This is a genomic window from Geodermatophilaceae bacterium NBWT11 (assembly GCA_014218215.1).
In the GTDB taxonomy this organism is placed as follows: Bacteria; Actinomycetota; Actinomycetes; order Mycobacteriales; family Geodermatophilaceae; genus Klenkia.
Window position 1 is genome coordinate 399,916 of record CP043652.1, and the last position, 14,843, is coordinate 414,758.

A 14,843-nucleotide genomic window follows, 5' to 3' on the forward strand; every position below is an offset into this window, starting at 1 on the left:
GTCACCGGCCACCGGCCTGACGGGTGATGTAGTTCGTGGCCACGAAGGCGGTGAAGACGCCGAGCAGGTCGTCCCCGGTGATCGCGATGGTCCGCTCCGCCGTCCGCTCGACGCCGCGCGCCCAGGTGGCGACCTCGGCCATGTCGCCGGTCTGCACGTCCAGCTCCAGGGTGGCCGGGCGGCTGATGCCCGGGGTCTGCACGGTGCCCGCGGCGACCCGGCGCATGGCCTCCTCGGCGCCGGCCCGGATCAGCCGGCACGACTCGTCGGGGTGCAGCGCGTCGGCGGAGAACCGGGTGAGCGAGGTCTTGGTGACCACGTTGACCCCGCCCTCGGCGTAGGGCGCGGTCTCCTCCCAGGTGACGGCGTCGCCGGAGACGAACGCGATCGGCACGCCGTAGTGCTCGGCCACGAGGGCGTTGATCCCGCTCTCCCCGACCAGCCGGCCGTTGACCCGGGCGGCGGCGAAGACCTCGGGGTTGTAGGTGTGGCTCAGCGTGGAGGGCGCCCCGGAGATGGAGCCGTGGTACCCGACGAAGAAGACGGCGTCGAAGGTCTCGTCGAGGCCCTGCATCATGTAGCGCGGCTTGTGCCGGCCGCCGATGTAGCGGGCGTTGCCGGCTACCGCGCGCGGGTCGAGGTTGGCCATCGTGCCGTGGCTGTCGTTGAGCACGACCTCGGTCGCACCCCCGGCGATGGCGCCCTCGATGGCGGCGTTGACCTCGGCGAGCATCAGCTGGCAGCCGAGCTCGTAGCGGGCCCCGCCGCTGGGACGGCACTGGTCCCAGTCGACGATGCCGGCCACGCCCTCCATGTCGAAGGAGATCCAGGTCTTCATCGCGGCAGCTCCGTTGCAATCGTGTCGGGTAGCGGGATGGTGGCCAGCTCGTCGGCCTTGAGGCAGGCCGACAGCCGGGCGGGGCCGATGGTCAGCAGGGCCGGGTCGGTGGCCCGGCAGCCGTCGTCGGCCAGGGGGCAGCGGGGGTGGAACCGGCACCCGCTGGGGACGTCGTAGGGCGAGGGCGGTTCGCCGTCCAGCTCGAACTCGTCGTTCACGCTGCCGGCGGTCATCCGCGGGATGGAGTCGATCAGCGCCCGGGTGTAGGGGTGCCGGGGCGAGGAGAACAGCTCCGCGGTGGGGGCCACCTCCACGATCCGGCCCAGGTACATGACCGCGACCCGGTCGGCCAGGTGCTGGACGACGGCGAGGTTGTGCGCGATGAACAGCACCGAGAGGCCGAGCTCGGCACGCAGCCGGGCGAACAGCTCGAGGATGGTGGCCTGCACCGAGACGTCGAGGGCGGACACCGGCTCGTCGGCGATGAGCACGTCGGGCCGCACCGCCAGCGCCCGGGCGATCGCCAGCCGCTGCCGCTGCCCGCCGGAGAACTGGCTGGGGTAGGCGTCGAGCACGTCGGCCTCCATGCCGACCAGGCCCAGCAGCCGGATGCTCTCCGTACGCACCTCCGACCGCGGGACGACGTCGTGCAGCCGCAGCAGCTCGGCGAGCACGGCGCCGACCGTGAGCCGGGGGTTCAGCGAGGAGTAGGGGTCCTGGAAGACCATCTGCACCCGCCGGGAGGACTCCCGGTCGCGCTTGCCGTCCACGACGCCGTCGTGCTGCACGGTGCCCGAGGTGGGTCCGGTGCTGCCGACCAGGATCTTGGCCAGCGTCGACTTGCCCGACCCGGACTCCCCGACCAGGGCCAGCACCTCCCCCCGGCGCAGCTCCAGGTCCACGCCGTCCAGCGCGGTGAGGGTGCTGGACCCACGGCGCAGCACCTTGGACAACCACGACGTCCCGAGGCTGTAGCTCTTGGTCAGGCCCTCGACCTGCAGCGCGGGCGCCTTCTCCGTGGTGGTCACAACACGTCCCCCAGCCGGTCGGTCTCGAAGCAGGCGGCCAGCCGACCCGGGGCGACGGTGGCCAGCGGGGGCATCGCCGTCCGGCAGTGGTCGGTGACGTAGCCGCAGCGCGGGGCGAACGGGCAGCCCGGGCCGCGGTCGGCGACGTTGGGCGGGAAGCCCGGGATGGGCACCAGCTCGCGGTCGGGCCGGTCGAAGTCCGGCGCGCTCTCCAGCAGCCCCCGGGTGTAGGGGTGCCTGGGGGCGGCGAACACCTCGGCGACCGGGCCGGCCTCCACGATGTGCCCGGCGTACATGACGTCGACGTCGGAGCAGGTCTGGTTGACCACCGCGAGGTCGTGGGTGACGAACACCAGCGCCGTCCCGGTGTCGGTGCAGAGCTTCTCCAGCAGCTTGAGCACCTGCAGCTGCACGGTGACGTCCAGGGCGGTGGTGGGCTCGTCGCAGAGCAGCAGCCGCGGCCCGCAGGAGACCGCCATCGCGATCATGATCCGCTGGCGGAGACCCCCGGAGAGCTCGTGCGGGTAGGCGCGGGCCCGGCGGGCGGGGTCGGGGATGCCGGTGCGGGCCATCATCTGCACCGCGAGGTCGGCGGCCTCCTTCTTCCCCAGCCCGAGGTGCCGGCGGGGGCCCTCGGCGATCTGGTCGCCGACCCGCATGACCGGGTTGAGCGCGGTCATCGGCTCCTGGAAGACCATCGCGATCTCCGGGCCCATCAGCGCGCGGCGCCGGCGGGCGGACATGGTGAGCAGGTCGCTGCCGCCGTACTCGATCCGGCCGCCCTGCACCGCGACCCCGCGCGGCAGCAGCCCGGCGATCGCCCGCAGGGTCAGCGACTTGCCCGACCCCGACTCCCCGACGATGCCCGACCGCTCGCCGGCGGCGACGTCGAAGGAGACGCCCTCGACGATCGCGGCCGACCGGGTGCCGATCGACAGGTCCTGCACGCTCAGCAGCGGGACCGACGGGTCGAGGGTCACGCGCTGCTGGTCGGTCTCGATGACGGTCACTTCCGGCGCTCCGGGGAGAGGTGGTCGGAGAGGCCGTCGCCGAGCAGCGAGAGGCCCAGGCTGGTGACCACCACGGCCAGGCCGGGGATGGTCGCCTGCAGCCACTGGGTGGTGATGAACTCCTGGCCGTCGAGGATCATCGAGCCCCACTCGGCGGTCGGCGGGGCGATGCCCAGGCCCAGGTAGCCCAGCGTGACGATCGCCATGATGTCCATGACGATGTCGCTCATCGCGTAGATCAGCGCCTGGCTCATCACGTTCGGGGCGATGTGCTTGAGCAGGATCCGGCCGTGGCTCATCCCGCCCAGCCGCGCTGCGATGACGTAGTCCTGCTTCTTCGCGACCAGCAGCTCCCCGCGCATGATCTTGGCGTAGGCGACCCAGGAGACCGCGGCGATCGCCAGGTAGATGCTGCTCTCCCCCGCGCCCAGGACGAACACCAGCACGATGACCAGCACGTAGAACGGGAAGGCGAAGAACACGTCGACCACGCGCATGACGACGGTGTCGAACCAGCCGCCGAAGTAGCCGGCCAGCGCCCCGACCACGGTGCCGACGACGAACGGGATGAGGACGGCGAGGAAGCCGATCCGCAGGTCGACCCGGGCACCCCAGATCAGCCGGGACAGCACGTCGCGGCCGTACTTGTCGGTGCCCAGCCAGTGCGCCGAGCTCGGGTCCTGCAGGGCGTCCTGCAGGTTCTGCTTGACCGGGTCGTAGGGCGCCAGCAGCGGCGCGAAGACCGCCGTCAGCACCAGCAGGCCGGTGATGACCAGACCCACCACGAGGGTGCCGTTGCGGTACCAGGGCTTGAGCTTGCGGGAGCGGACCGGGCGGCCGGCGTCGGCCGGGGTGACCTCGGCGTCCGCTTCGGCCTGCACCGCGTCCACCGCCGGCGGGGCGGGTGTCGTCGTCATGCGCGCTCCTTGGAGGCGAGGTCCACACGGGGGTCGATGGCGGTGTAGACGACGTCGGTGAGGATGCCGACGACGACGACGAACAGCGCGACCACCAGCGCGACGGCCTGGATGGTCGGGAAGTCGCGGGCGAAGATCGCGTTCACCATCAGCGAGCCCAGGCCAGGGACGGCGAAGACCTTCTCGATCACCAGGGAGCCACCGACGAGGTAGCCCAGGTTGACCCCGATGATCGACACGGTCGGGATCGCCGCGTTGCGCAGCACGTGCTGGCGGAACAGCGGGACGCCGGCGGCGCCCTTGCTCCGCGCCGTCCCCACGTGGTCCGAGCCCAGCACCGCGATGGTGGAGGCCCGCAGGCTGCGGATGGTCGTCGGCGACATGGCGATCGCCAGCGTCAGCGCCGGGAGGAACAGGTAGTAGAGGTGCTCGCCGGGGGTCTTGCCGTAGCCGCCGACCGGGAAGGCCTGGGCCTTCACGCCCAGCAGCAGGATGAGCATGATGCCGACCCAGAACTGCGGCATGCCCTGCCCGAGCAGGGTGAACGCCCGGACGGCGGCGTCCCGGACCCGGCCGGGGGCGCTGGCGGCCACGGCGGCCAGCGGGATGCTGATCACCAGCGAGAGCACCAGCGCGTAGGCCAGCAGCGACAGCGTGATCGGGACGGCGTCGGCGACCAGCTCGGTCACCGGTCGCTGGTAGGTGATGCTCTGGCCGAGGTCGAGCTGGACCAGGTTGCCCAGGAAGCGCAGGTACTGGTCGAACAGGGGCTCGTTGAGGCCGAGCTGCTCGTTGAGCGCCGCGACCCGCTCGGGGGTGGCGGACTGGCCCAGCAGCACCAGGGCGGGGTTGCCCGGGAGCAGGTGGACCATGAAGAAGACGACGATCGTCACCCCGAACACCACCGGGATGGACTGCAGCAGCCTGATCGGGACGAACCGGAGCCGGTCGAACACGTGCCCACCTCCTCGGTGAGGCCGGGGGGTGCCCCGGGGGCGGCGCGCAGGCCGCCCCCGGGGCGTGGACTCACTCGGTCTTGTAGACCTCGGCGAGCGGGTAGTTGCCCAGCGGCGTGACCTGGAAGCCCTGGACGGCGTCGGTCATCGCGTAGGCGTAGGGCGAGTAGTAGAGGTAGGCGAGGAAGGCGCTCTCGCCGGCCTGCTCCTGGATCTGGGTGTACAGGTCCTGGCGGGTGCCCTCGTCGATCTCGCGCTGCGCCTGCTGGTTGAGCTCGATCACGGCCGGGTCGTCCCAGTAGGTGAAGGCGGAGTGCGAGCCGCCCTCGGGGTCCACCGCGAAGGAGGTCCACTGGTCGGGGTCCGGGATGTCCATGGTCCAGGCGGAGATCGTCATGTCGAAGTCCGAGGCCAGCCGGGCCTGCTTGTTGGCGGTCGGCTCGAGCTGGCGGATCTCCATGTCGATCCCGAGCTCGGCGAGCTGGGACTGCATGATCTGGGCGACCGAGGCCTGGTTGGGGTCACCGGAGGCGATGAGCAGGCTGGTGGAGAAGCCGTCCGGGACGCTGGACTGCGCCATCTCCGCACGGGCCTCGTCCAGGTCGAAGGTCGGGCCCTCGACGCTCTCGTCGTAGTACGGGGTGCCCGGGCTCAGCAGGGAGTTGGCCGGCTCGCCGTTGCCGTAGAGGACGGCGTCGACCATCGACTCGCGGTCGATGGCGAAGGCGATAGCCCGGCGCACGTGGACGTCCTGGAAGGGCTCCACCTGCTGGTTGAAGGCGATGTAGTCCATCCGGGTGGACGGGAACGCGGTCGCCGTGACGCCCGGGGTGGTGGACAGCGACTCGAAGCTGGACCAGTCCGGGGTGTCGTCGATGTCGATCTGGCCGCCCTGCAGCTGCAGCTTGCGGGTGTTGGCGTCCGGGACGACGGTCCAGGTCACGCTGTCCAGGTAGGGGCCGTCCTCGCCCCAGTAGGAGTCGTTGGCGGTGAGCGTCAGGTACTGCCCGCGCTGCCACTCGTCCCAGACGAAGGGGCCGGTGCCGACCGGGGCCTCGTAGAACTGCTCGGCGGTCTGGCCGTCGTAGTCGGCCGGGATGATCGCGTTGGCGAAGATCGACAGGTCGGCGATCAGCGGGGCCCAGGGGTACTTCACGGTGATCGAGACGGTCTGGTCGTCCACGGCCTCGACGGTGTCGATGGCGGCGTTGACGAAGCCCCAGCCGTCGGCGCCGGTGGCGGTGTTCTCGTCGAGGGAGAACTTCACGTCCTCGGCGGTCAGCGGGTCGCCGTTGGAGAAGGTGACGTCGTCGCGCAGCGTGATCGTGTAGGTCAGCTGGTCCTCGCTGACCTCGTAGCCGGTGGCCAGCAGCGGCTCGACGGTCGAGCCGTCCTCGCTGACGGTGAACAGCGGCTGCATCATCTGCTGCATCACGTAGATCGAGTTGTTGTCGAACGTCGTCGTCTTGTCCATCGAGATGGCGTCCGCGGCACGGGCGATGGTCAGGTCACCCCCCATGACCGGCTCGGAGCTGCCGCCGCCGGCGCTGGAGCTGTCGCTCCCGCCCCCGCAGGCGGTGAGCGCGACGGCCGCGACGACGGCGATCGCGGCGGACCTGGTTCGGGTTCTGCGTGTCATGACTGTCCTCGTCGATCTGCCCGCGACGCGGGTGGGTGGGAGGTGTGCCGAGAGACGTGCTGGGGGGTGCGCCGGGCCCTCCGGACGAGCTGCGGAGGGATCACCTCGGCCATCGCTCGTTCGGGTGAGGGGACCGTAGCGTTCATTACAAGGACAGCCAAGAGGCTGCTGCTCGTTACGTTTGTAACGTCTTGGTTGCGTCGGCCATCCGGATCGCTGACCTGCGCCTCAGCCCCCGAGCGCCCCTGGAACCGATCCCACCCGCCCCACGAACCCCACCCCTCCCGTGGCGACAAACGCCCTTCTCGTCAGCCCCGGGAGCCGGGCGGGCGTCAGTCGGTGGCGACGGCGCGCAGCTGGGCGAGGAGCTCGGTGATGACCCGGGGCAGGTCGGGGCCGGCCGGGTCGCCCGCCCACCGGTCGAAGGCCAGCCGGAAGACCGTCACGCCGGTCTCGGCGGCCAGCGTGGCAGCCGGTTCGGCGACACCGCGCTCCCCCAGCGCCCCGGCGACGGCACGGGCCAGCGCCGCCATCTTCTGCAGCTCGCGCTCGCGCAGCTCGGGGTGGGAGGTGACGACGGCGGCGCGCCGGCGGGCGTCCGCGCCGAAGGAGTCCAGCAGCAGCCCCCCGGCGTGCAGCCCGGCGGCGACCGCCGGCAACGGCGCCTCGTCCGCGGGTGCGGCGACCACCGCGGCGACCACCAGGGCCTCGAGCTCGCCGGTGCTGTCGAAGAGCACCTCGCGCTTGTCGGCGAAGTGCCGGAAGTAGGTCCGCTCGGTCAACCCGGCCCGCTCGGCGATGTCGGCCGTCGTCGTCCGGTCGTAGCCGTGCTCGACGTAGAGCTCCATCGCAGCCTGCATGAGCCGCCCGCGCGCGTCCGGTGCCCAGCGACCCATGAGGGCGAGGCTACCGATGACAGTGACTGACATCTGGTGCTAGCGTCCATGACAGTCACTGTCATCCCTCGTCCGGAGGTACCTCCCATGCACGTCCTCGTCACCGGCGCGTCCGGCTGGATCGGCTCCGCCGTCGTCCCCGAGCTCCTCGCCGCCGGCCACCGGGTCACCGGCCTGGCCCGGTCCGAGGCCTCCGCCCAGGCCCTCACCGCAGCCGGCGCCGCCGTGCTCACCGGGTCGCTGGACGACCTCGGAGTGCTGCGGACCGGCGCCGAGCAGGCCGACGCCGTCGTCCACCTGGCGTTCAAGCACGACCTGACGTTCAGCGGGCAGGGCGCCGCGGCCGCGGACGCCGACCGTGCCGCGGTCCAGGTGTTCATCGACGCACTGGCCGGGTCGGACCGCCCGCTGGTCATCGCCTCCGGGGTGCTCGGGCTGACCCCGGGGCGGCTGGCCACCGAGGACGACGGCCGGGTCGTCGAGGGCGACCCGCAGGGCGTGCTGGCCCGGCACCACACCGCCCAGCTGACCCTGGAGGCCGCCGACCGCGGGGTGCGCTCGGTGGTCGTGCGGCTGTCCCCGTCGGTGCACGCCGAGGGCGACAACGGGTTCCTGCCCGCCCTGGTCGCCGCCGCCCGGCAGAGCGGCAGCTCGGCCTACGTGGAGGACGGCGCCGCCCGCTGGCCCGCGGTGCACCGGACCGACGCCGCCCGGCTGTTCCGGCTGGCCCTGGAGCAGGCACCGGCCGGCTCGGTGCTGCACGCGGTCGCCGAGGAGGGCGTGCCCGTCCGCGACATCGCTGCGGCCATCGGGCGCGCCACCGGGCTGCCGGTCACCTCGATCCCGGCGGCGGACGCCGACGCCCGGTTCGGGTTCCTCGGCGGTCTGCTGTCCCTGGACAGCCCGACGTCCTCGGCCCGGACGCAGGAGCTGCTCGGCTGGACGCCGACCCACCCCACGATCGTCGAGGACCTGGACGCCGGCCGCTACACCCGCTGACCCCGGCCCCCGTCGACGAGAGTGCAGGTGCGGTCGTCGACACGGTGCGACCCGCCGGCGCTGGCGACCGTAACTGCACTCTCGCCCGCGGCCGCGGCGTCACGGGGCGATGTGAAGCCCCGCGATCAGCTCGCCGCGCAGCGTGAACCGGTAGGCCAGGTCGACCACGCCGCCGGGGAAGTCGCCCTCCAGGTGCTGGGTGACCGTCCAGTGGTCGTCGTCGTCCCGGACGGCGCCGGTGAACGTCGTGGTGAACGTCCACTCCGAGGCCGAGCGGGCGAGCCAGGTGGCGACGGCGTCCCGGCCGACGTGGGTGCGTCCCTCGTCGGTGACGACGGCGTCCTCGGTGAACTGGTCGATCGCGGGGGCGGCGAGGTGGGCGGTGACGGGGGTGGGGAGTTCGGTCATGCGGCCACCGTGCGGGCTCCCCCCACGACCGGGTCAACACGCTGGTGTCTCCCCCGGGGAGAGGGTGCAGAGTCGGCGGCGTGATGGGCATCGGGGAGTTCGCGGGCGTGACGCACCTGAGCATCCGGACGCTGCGCCGGTACCACGACGCAGGCCTGCTCGAGCCCGCCCGCGTCGACCCCGTGACGGGCTACCGCTCCTACTCCCCCGAGCAGGTCCCCACCGCGCAGGTCATCCACCAGCTGCGCGCACTGGACCTGCCGCTGGACGACGTCCGGGCGGTGCTGACCTCACCCGACCCGGCCGGTGCGGGCCGCCCGGGTGGCCGAGCACCTGGACCGGCTGCAGGCCCAGCTCGCCCGGACGACGGCCGCGGTCGCCTCGCTGCAGCGCCTGCTGGACCCGGGCCCGGTGGAGGTGGAGCTGCGCTCGGTGCCGGCGACGACGGTGGCCGCGGTCGCCGACGACGTCGACCTGGCCGACGTGCTGGTGTTCTACGCCGGGGCGATGGCCGAGTTGGACGCCGCCGTCCCCGCACCCGCCGGACCGCCTGGGGTGCTGGTGGACGACGCGATGTTCACCGTCGGACGCGGGCAGCTCGTGGTGCACGTGCCCGCCGACCGCGCGCCGACGACCGGTCGGGTGCGGCCCCGGGAGGTGCCGGCGGCCGACCTCGCCGTCCGCACGCACGTCGGTGACCACGACACCATCGACGTCACCTACGGCGAACTGGGCCGCTGGGTGGCCGAGCACGCGCTCGCCGTCGACGGCCCGGTCCGCGAGACCCACCTGGTGGGCCCACGGGACACCCCGGACGCCGCCGCCTGGCGGACCGAGATCGCCCGACCCGTCTTCCGGGTCTCGGCCGGTTAGGCCAGGGTGGGGCCGCATGGAGCTGTTCCCCCCGATCCCCTACGCCGGCTGGTCGGACACGCTGGCCACCGTGCACCGCGTCGCCCAGGTCGTCGGCCGGGTGCGGCTGCTGGCCAGCCCACGCCGCAACCACTGGTGGAACGTGCCCTTCCACCTGTCCGGCCGCGGCATCACCACCCGCCCGATGGGCCTGGACCCGACGTTCACCGTCGACCTCGACCTGCTCGACCACCGGCTGGACGTCAGCACGATCGAGGGACGGCGGGTGTCGTCCTCGCTGCTCGGCCGCTCCGTCGCCGACGTGCACGCGGGTCTGGTCGCCGCGCTGGCCGAGCTGGGCATCGACGTCGACATCACCGACGCGCACCCCTTCGACCTGCCCGACGCCGACCGGCCCTTCTCCGCCGACACCGAGCACGCGAGCTGGGACGCCGCTGCCGTCACCCGGTACTTCCAGGTGCTCAGCCAGGTCAACCTGGTGCTGGAGGAGTTCGCCGGCGGGTTCAGCGGCAAGACCAGCCCGGTGCACCACTTCTGGCACACCTTCGACATCGCGGTCACCCGCTTCTCCGACCGGGTGGTCGACCTGCCGGCCGCCGACCCGGTCACCCGGGAGGCCTACTCCCGCGAGGTCGTCAGCTCGGGCTTCTGGTTCGGCGACGCCTCCTACCCCGACCCGGCCTTCTACTCCTACACCGCCCCCGAGCCCGCCGGCCTGGAGACCGAGCCGCTGCCGGAGGGCGCGTCCTGGCTGGCCCGCGGCGGCAGCCACCTCGCCGTCCTGCCCTACGACGTCGCCCGGACCGCACCCGACCCCCGCGCCGCCGTCCTCGCCTTCTACGAGGCCGCCTACACCGCCGGCGCCACCCGGGCCGGCTGGGACGTCGCCGCCCTGGCCTGCACCGACGGCGTCACCGACCCCCTCGGCTGAGGTCAGTCGGTGATGGAGGCGCGGAAGCGGTAGCGGTCGCCGCGGAAGACCTGGGTGGTCCACTCCAGGGCGCGGCCCTGCTGGTTGTAGGTGAGCTGGTCGGCGACCAGCATCGGCACCTCGCCCTCGATCTCGAGCAGGGCGCGTTCCTCGGCGTCGGCGTACCGGGCCTCCACCGAGTAGTCGGCCACCCGGGGCAGCTGGGGCGGGTCGTTGCGGCGCAGCGTCGCGTACAGCGACGCGTGGTGGAAGTCAGTGGTCGCCAGCGCCGGGCACAGCGCGAGCGGGAGCCGGTTGACCTCCAGGGCGACGACGACGTCGTCCAGGAACCGCAGCCGGCGCATGGCGAAGAGCCGGGAGCCCGGCGCGACCTGCAACCGCTCGGCCTCGACCATCGTGGCGGCCCGGGTGCCCTGGGCGAGCACGGCGCTGCGGGCGGCCAGACCCCGCTCGGCTGCGTAGTCGGCGAACCCCTGCACGGTGTGCCCGACGTCGTCGGCCACCGGTCCGGTGTCGACCTCGACGGTCCACCCACGGGCCGGGGAGACCGACACCAGACCACGCCCGGCGAGGTCGCCCAGCGCGCTGCGCACGGTCACCCGGCTGACCCCGTAGCGCTCGGCCAACGCCCGCTCGCTGGGCAACCGGTCGCCTGACCTGGCCCGCCCGGCGACGACGTCGGACCACAACCGGTCGGCCGTCCAGGCCGGCAGCGACTGACCCTCGGCGAGCAGGCTCCCAAGCGGCATACCAGTTTCATACCAGTAAGACCGTCAACGGTCCAGTGGACCCGACCTAGCGTCGCTGCCGTGACACAGACCACCACCCGCCCGACGGCCGCCGTCCTCGACGACCTGGTGGCCGCCCAGCACGACGGCACCGCCCGGGGCATCACCTCGGTGTGCTCCTCGCACCCGTGGGTGCTGGAGGCCGCGTTGCGCCAGGCCGCGGACGACGACACCGTCGTCCTGGTCGAGGCGACCTCGAACCAGGTCGACCAGCACGGCGGCTACACCGGCATGCGCCCGGCCGACTTCCGCGACGCCGTGCACTCCCTCGCCGACCGGTGCGGCCTGCCCCGCGAGCGGGTGCTGCTGGGCGGGGACCACCTGGGCACCAACCGGTGGCGCTCGCTGCCGGCCGCCGAGGCGATGGCGCAGGCCCGCGACCTGGTCGCCGCCTACGTGCGCGCCGGGTTCACCAAGATCCACCTGGACTGCTCCTACCCCTGCGCCGGCGACCCGACCCCGCTGACCGACGAGCTGGTGTCCGAGCGGGCCGCCGACCTGCTGGCCGTGGCCGAGGCGACGGCTGCCGAGGTCGGCGCCACCGGCGAGCTGCGCTACGTCGTCGGCACCGAGGTGCCGGTGCCCGGCGGCGCCGACCACGCCCTGCACGACCTGGTGCCCACCGACGCCGACGCCGCCCGCGCCACCCTGGCCGCACACCGGGCCGCCTTCGCCGCCCGCGGCCTGGCCGACGTCTGGCCCCAGGTGATGGGGCTGGTCGTCCAGCCGGGGGTCGAGTTCGACGCCCTGCAGGTCGTGGACTACCGCAGCGACCGCACCGCCGCCCTGCGCGAGGTGCTCGCCGACGAGCCCGGGATGGTCTTCGAGGCCCACTCCACCGACTACCAGACCGTCGAGGCGCTCACCGAGCTCGTCGCCGACCACTGGGCGGTGCTCAAGGTCGGGCCGTGGCTGACCTTCGCCATGCGCGAGGCCCTGTTCGCCCTGTCCGAGGTCGAGCGCGAGCTCGTCCCGGCCGACGAGCAGGCCCGGCTGCCCGAGGTGCTCGAGCAGGTGATGCTCGACCAGCCCGACCACTGGCGCGGCTACTACGACGGGGACGCCGCCGCCCAGCAGCTGGCCCGCCGTTACTCCTACAGCGACCGGGCCCGCTACTACTGGCCCGACCCCCGCGTCGAGGCCGCCGCCGACGCGCTGCTGGCCAACCTGCGCCGCCACGACGTCCCGCTGCCGCTGCTGTCGGCGCACCTGCCCGTGCAGCACGCCCGCGTCCGCGCCGGCGCCCTGGACGCCGACCCGCTCGCCCTCGTCGTCGACGCCGTCCGCGACGTGCTGCGCGGCTACGCCACCGCCTGCGGCACAGCCCCCTCCACCGCCACCCGGGAGACCCGATGACCACCGTGCTCGACACCCTGCCCGACCTCGAGCTGGCCGGCGCCGGCGCCACCTCCCGGGAGATCGCCCAGCAGCCCGACCTGTGGCGCGACGTGGCCGAGATCGTGGCCGGCCGCCGGGCTGACATCGACACCTTCTTGACCCCGCTGCTGGCCCAGCCCCGGCTGCGGGTCGTGCTCACCGGGGCCGGCACGTCGGCCTTCGCCGGTCAGGTGCTCGCCCCGGCGCTGTCCCGTCAGCTGGGCCGGGTGGTCGAGGCGGTGCCCACCACCGACCTGGTCTCCGCGCCGCGGGAGTCCTTCCCGGTCGACGTCCCCACCCTGCTGGTGTCCTTCGCCCGCTCCGGGGACAGCCCGGAGTCCGTGGCCGCCACCCGGCTGGCCGAGCAGTGCCTCACCGAGGTGCACCACCTCGTGGTCACCTGCAACGCCGACGGCCGACTGGCCCGCGACCACACCGGCGCCCCCCGCTCGCTGGTGCTGCAGATGCCCGCCGCGTCCAACGACCGCGGGTTCGCGATGACCTCCAGCTTCACCTGCATGGTGCTGGGGACGGCGCTGGCCCTGGGCGGTGACCTGCCCGGCGACGGCGTCGACCGCCTCGTGGCCGCCGGCCGGGCGGTGGTCGCCGAGGCCGGACCGGTCGTGGACGCCCTCGCCGCGGCCGGCCCCCGGTCGGTGGTCTACCTCGGCAGCGGCTCGCTCAAGGGCCTGGCCGAGGAGTCCGCGCTGAAGCTGCTGGAGCTCACCACCGGTGCCATCACGGTCACCGCGGACAGCCCGCTGGCGTTCCGGCACGGCCCGAAGGCGGTGCTGGACGACGCCACCGTGGTCGTGGTCTACCTGTCCACCGACCGCTACACCCGCGCCTACGACCTGGACCTGGTGCGCGAGCTGCGTGCCCAGCTCGGCGCCGGGCAGGTCTACGTGGTCGACGGCGACGCCGAGGCCGACCCCGCACTGGGCGACGGGCCGCGCATCGCCGTCCCCGGGCTGGCCGGGCTCGGGGACGTCGTCCTGGCCGTCGCCGCCGCACCGGTCCCCCAGCTGATGGGCCTGGCCAGCTCGCTGGCGATCGGCCGGACGCCGGACAACCCCTTCCCCGACGGCGAGGTCAACCGCGTCGTGCAGGGCGTGACCGTCCACCCGCTCGCCGACTGACCCGCACCACCCCCACTCACCCCGGGCGACGACGACGTCGCCGGAGAGGACCCCTCGTGTACCTCGGCGTCGACGGCGGCGGGACCAAGACCGCGCTGTGCCTGGTGGACGGCACCGGCCGGGTGCTGGCCCGCCGGACCGCACCCTCCATCTACTACTTCGCCTCCGGCATCGAGCTGGTCGCCGAGGTGCTCACCCCGGCCGTGCGCGAGGTCTGCGCCGACGCCGGCGGCACCCCCGCCGACGTCGCGTACGCCTTCTTCGGGATGCCCGGCTACGGCGAGGCCAGCGGCGACGTGCCACTGCTGGACGCCGTCCCCTCCCGCGTGCTCGGCCACGACCGGTACCGCTGCGACAACGACATGGTCGCCGGCTGGGCCGGGTCGCTGGGTGCCGTCGACGGGGTCAACGTGATCAGCGGGACCGGCTCGATGACCTACGGCGAGCGGGCCGGCCAGGGCGCGCGGGTCGGCGGGTGGGGCGAGCTGTTCGGCGACGAGGGCTCGGCCTACTGGATCGCCCGCGAGGGCCTGGCCGCCTTCTCCCGGATGGCCGACGGCCGCGAGGAGGCCGGCCCGTTGCTCAGCGTGCTGCGCGAGCACCTGGAGCTGTCGGCCGACCTCGACCTCGTCGACGTCGTCCTCAACCGGTGGCACGGCGACCGCGGCCGGATCGCCGCGCTGTGCCGCCCGGTCGTGGCCGCCGCCGAGGCCGGTGACCGGGTGTGCGCGGCGATCGTCGAGCGGGCCGGTGCCGAGCTGGCGCTGCTGGTGTCGGCCACCCGCTTCCGGCTGGGCTGGCCGGCCGGGGAGCCGATGCCGGTCTCCTACTCCGGCGGCGCGCTGAACGCCGAGCCGCTGCTGGCCGCGTTCTCCCGCCGGCTGCACGACCTGGGCGACCCGGTCGACCTGCGCCGCCCCCTGCTCGCCCCCGATCTCGGCGCTGCCCTGCACGCCGCCCGGCTGGCCGGACACCCGGTCGACCAGGACGCCGTCGCCCGGCTGTCCGCCCACCCCACCCCCGCAGTTGCCTGAGGAGACACCG

14 protein-coding genes and 1 pseudogene are annotated in these 14,843 nt (G+C 73.4%); 6 read left to right on the forward strand and 9 right to left on the reverse strand.

All coding sequences use genetic code 11. From position 1 onward, the window contains the following. Nucleotide 1 precedes the first annotated feature (1 nt). The 7 genes from F1C76_01900 to F1C76_01930 all read right to left on the reverse strand — a co-directional run bounded on the left by F1C76_01900 (nt 2) and on the right by F1C76_01930 (nt 7,284). Entirely contained in the window at nt 2-838 is an 837-nt protein-coding gene (locus F1C76_01900) for a M55 family metallopeptidase (protein QNG35524.1), read from the reverse strand. Continuing rightward, entirely contained in the window at nt 835-1,866 is a 1,032-nt protein-coding gene (locus F1C76_01905) for an ATP-binding cassette domain-containing protein (protein QNG35525.1), read from the reverse strand. Before F1C76_01905 ends, F1C76_01900 begins: the two co-directional genes overlap by 4 nt. Then, nucleotides 1,863-2,846 (reverse strand): ABC transporter ATP-binding protein, encoded by a 984-nt coding sequence (locus tag F1C76_01910; GenBank protein QNG38940.1) that lies wholly within the window; start codon nt 2,844-2,846, stop codon nt 1,863-1,865. Before F1C76_01910 ends, F1C76_01905 begins: the two co-directional genes overlap by 4 nt. Nucleotides 2,847-2,872: 26 nt before the next feature. Then, complete coding sequence (locus F1C76_01915; GenBank protein ID QNG35526.1) at nt 2,873-3,793, reverse strand: ABC transporter permease; 921 nt, start codon at nt 3,791-3,793, stop codon at nt 2,873-2,875. Beyond that, the gene (locus F1C76_01920) at nt 3,790-4,749 is read right to left on the reverse strand and encodes an ABC transporter permease (protein ID QNG35527.1); all 960 of its coding nucleotides are present in this window, start codon (nt 4,747-4,749) and stop codon (nt 3,790-3,792) included. The genes F1C76_01915 and F1C76_01920 overlap by 4 nt, the downstream gene beginning before the upstream one ends. A gap of 70 nt (nt 4,750-4,819) precedes the next feature. Then, the gene (locus tag F1C76_01925; protein QNG35528.1) at nt 4,820-6,388 is read right to left on the reverse strand and encodes an ABC transporter substrate-binding protein; all 1,569 of its coding nucleotides are present in this window, start codon (nt 6,386-6,388) and stop codon (nt 4,820-4,822) included. Between the two features lie 332 nt (nt 6,389-6,720). Next, the gene (locus F1C76_01930) at nt 6,721-7,284 is read right to left on the reverse strand and encodes a TetR/AcrR family transcriptional regulator (protein QNG35529.1); all 564 of its coding nucleotides are present in this window, start codon (nt 7,282-7,284) and stop codon (nt 6,721-6,723) included. Nucleotides 7,285-7,371: 87 nt separating this feature from the next. Between F1C76_01930 and F1C76_01935 the strand changes: the two genes are divergently transcribed. After that, nucleotides 7,372-8,283 (forward strand): SDR family oxidoreductase, encoded by a 912-nt coding sequence (locus F1C76_01935; protein ID QNG35530.1) that lies wholly within the window; start codon nt 7,372-7,374, stop codon nt 8,281-8,283. A 99-nt stretch (nt 8,284-8,382) separates the two neighbouring features. Here F1C76_01935 and F1C76_01940 read toward each other — a convergent pair whose 3' ends face one another. Beyond that, entirely contained in the window at nt 8,383-8,691 is a 309-nt protein-coding gene (locus F1C76_01940; GenBank protein ID QNG35531.1) for a nuclear transport factor 2 family protein, read from the reverse strand. Nucleotides 8,692-8,771: 80 nt separating this feature from the next. Here F1C76_01940 and F1C76_01945 point away from each other — a divergent pair. Both F1C76_01945 and F1C76_01950 read left to right on the forward strand, forming a co-directional pair. Then, nucleotides 8,772-9,564 (forward strand): annotated as a pseudogene (locus tag F1C76_01945) (MerR family transcriptional regulator). Nucleotides 9,565-9,580: 16 nt separating this feature from the next. Then, complete coding sequence (locus F1C76_01950; protein ID QNG35532.1) at nt 9,581-10,495, forward strand: hypothetical protein; 915 nt, start codon at nt 9,581-9,583, stop codon at nt 10,493-10,495. A gap of 2 nt (nt 10,496-10,497) precedes the next feature. On the opposite strand, the gene F1C76_01955 is transcribed toward F1C76_01950, so the two are convergent. Then, the gene (locus F1C76_01955) at nt 10,498-11,244 is read right to left on the reverse strand and encodes a GntR family transcriptional regulator (GenBank protein QNG35533.1); all 747 of its coding nucleotides are present in this window, start codon (nt 11,242-11,244) and stop codon (nt 10,498-10,500) included. 60 nt (nt 11,245-11,304) lie between these two features. On the opposite strand from F1C76_01955, the gene F1C76_01960 reads away from it, so the two are divergent. The 3 genes from F1C76_01960 to F1C76_01970 are packed head-to-tail and all read left to right on the forward strand — an operon-like array spanning nt 11,305 to nt 14,833. Further along, nucleotides 11,305-12,639, forward strand: a complete 1,335-nt coding sequence (locus F1C76_01960; protein ID QNG35534.1) for a D-tagatose-bisphosphate aldolase, class II, non-catalytic subunit — start codon at nt 11,305-11,307, stop codon at nt 12,637-12,639. Then, the gene (locus tag F1C76_01965) at nt 12,636-13,799 is read left to right on the forward strand and encodes an SIS domain-containing protein (GenBank protein ID QNG35535.1); all 1,164 of its coding nucleotides are present in this window, start codon (nt 12,636-12,638) and stop codon (nt 13,797-13,799) included. Before F1C76_01960 ends, F1C76_01965 begins: the two co-directional genes overlap by 4 nt. A gap of 56 nt (nt 13,800-13,855) precedes the next feature. After that, nucleotides 13,856-14,833 (forward strand): N-acetylglucosamine kinase, encoded by a 978-nt coding sequence (locus F1C76_01970; GenBank protein ID QNG35536.1) that lies wholly within the window; start codon nt 13,856-13,858, stop codon nt 14,831-14,833. Nucleotides 14,834-14,843 lie beyond the last annotated feature (10 nt).

Excerpts from the sequence above, each read along its gene's own strand:
- F1C76_01900 (QNG35524.1), bottom strand. The coding sequence starts at position 838 with ATGAAGACCTGGATCTCCTTCGACATGGAGGGCGTGGCCGGCATCGTC.
- F1C76_01915 (QNG35526.1), bottom strand. The coding sequence starts at position 3,793 with ATGACGACGACACCCGCCCCGCCGGCGGTGGACGCGGTGCAGGCCGAA.
- F1C76_01925 (QNG35528.1), bottom strand. The coding sequence starts at position 6,388 with ATGACACGCAGAACCCGAACCAGGTCCGCCGCGATCGCCGTCGTCGCG.
- F1C76_01930 (QNG35529.1), bottom strand. The coding sequence starts at position 7,284 with ATGGGTCGCTGGGCACCGGACGCGCGCGGGCGGCTCATGCAGGCTGCG.
- F1C76_01935 (QNG35530.1), top strand. The coding sequence starts at position 7,372 with ATGCACGTCCTCGTCACCGGCGCGTCCGGCTGGATCGGCTCCGCCGTC.
- F1C76_01940 (QNG35531.1), bottom strand. The coding sequence starts at position 8,691 with ATGACCGAACTCCCCACCCCCGTCACCGCCCACCTCGCCGCCCCCGCG.
- F1C76_01950 (QNG35532.1), top strand. The coding sequence starts at position 9,581 with ATGGAGCTGTTCCCCCCGATCCCCTACGCCGGCTGGTCGGACACGCTG.
- F1C76_01955 (QNG35533.1), bottom strand. The coding sequence starts at position 11,244 with ATGCCGCTTGGGAGCCTGCTCGCCGAGGGTCAGTCGCTGCCGGCCTGG.
- F1C76_01965 (QNG35535.1), top strand. The coding sequence starts at position 12,636 with ATGACCACCGTGCTCGACACCCTGCCCGACCTCGAGCTGGCCGGCGCC.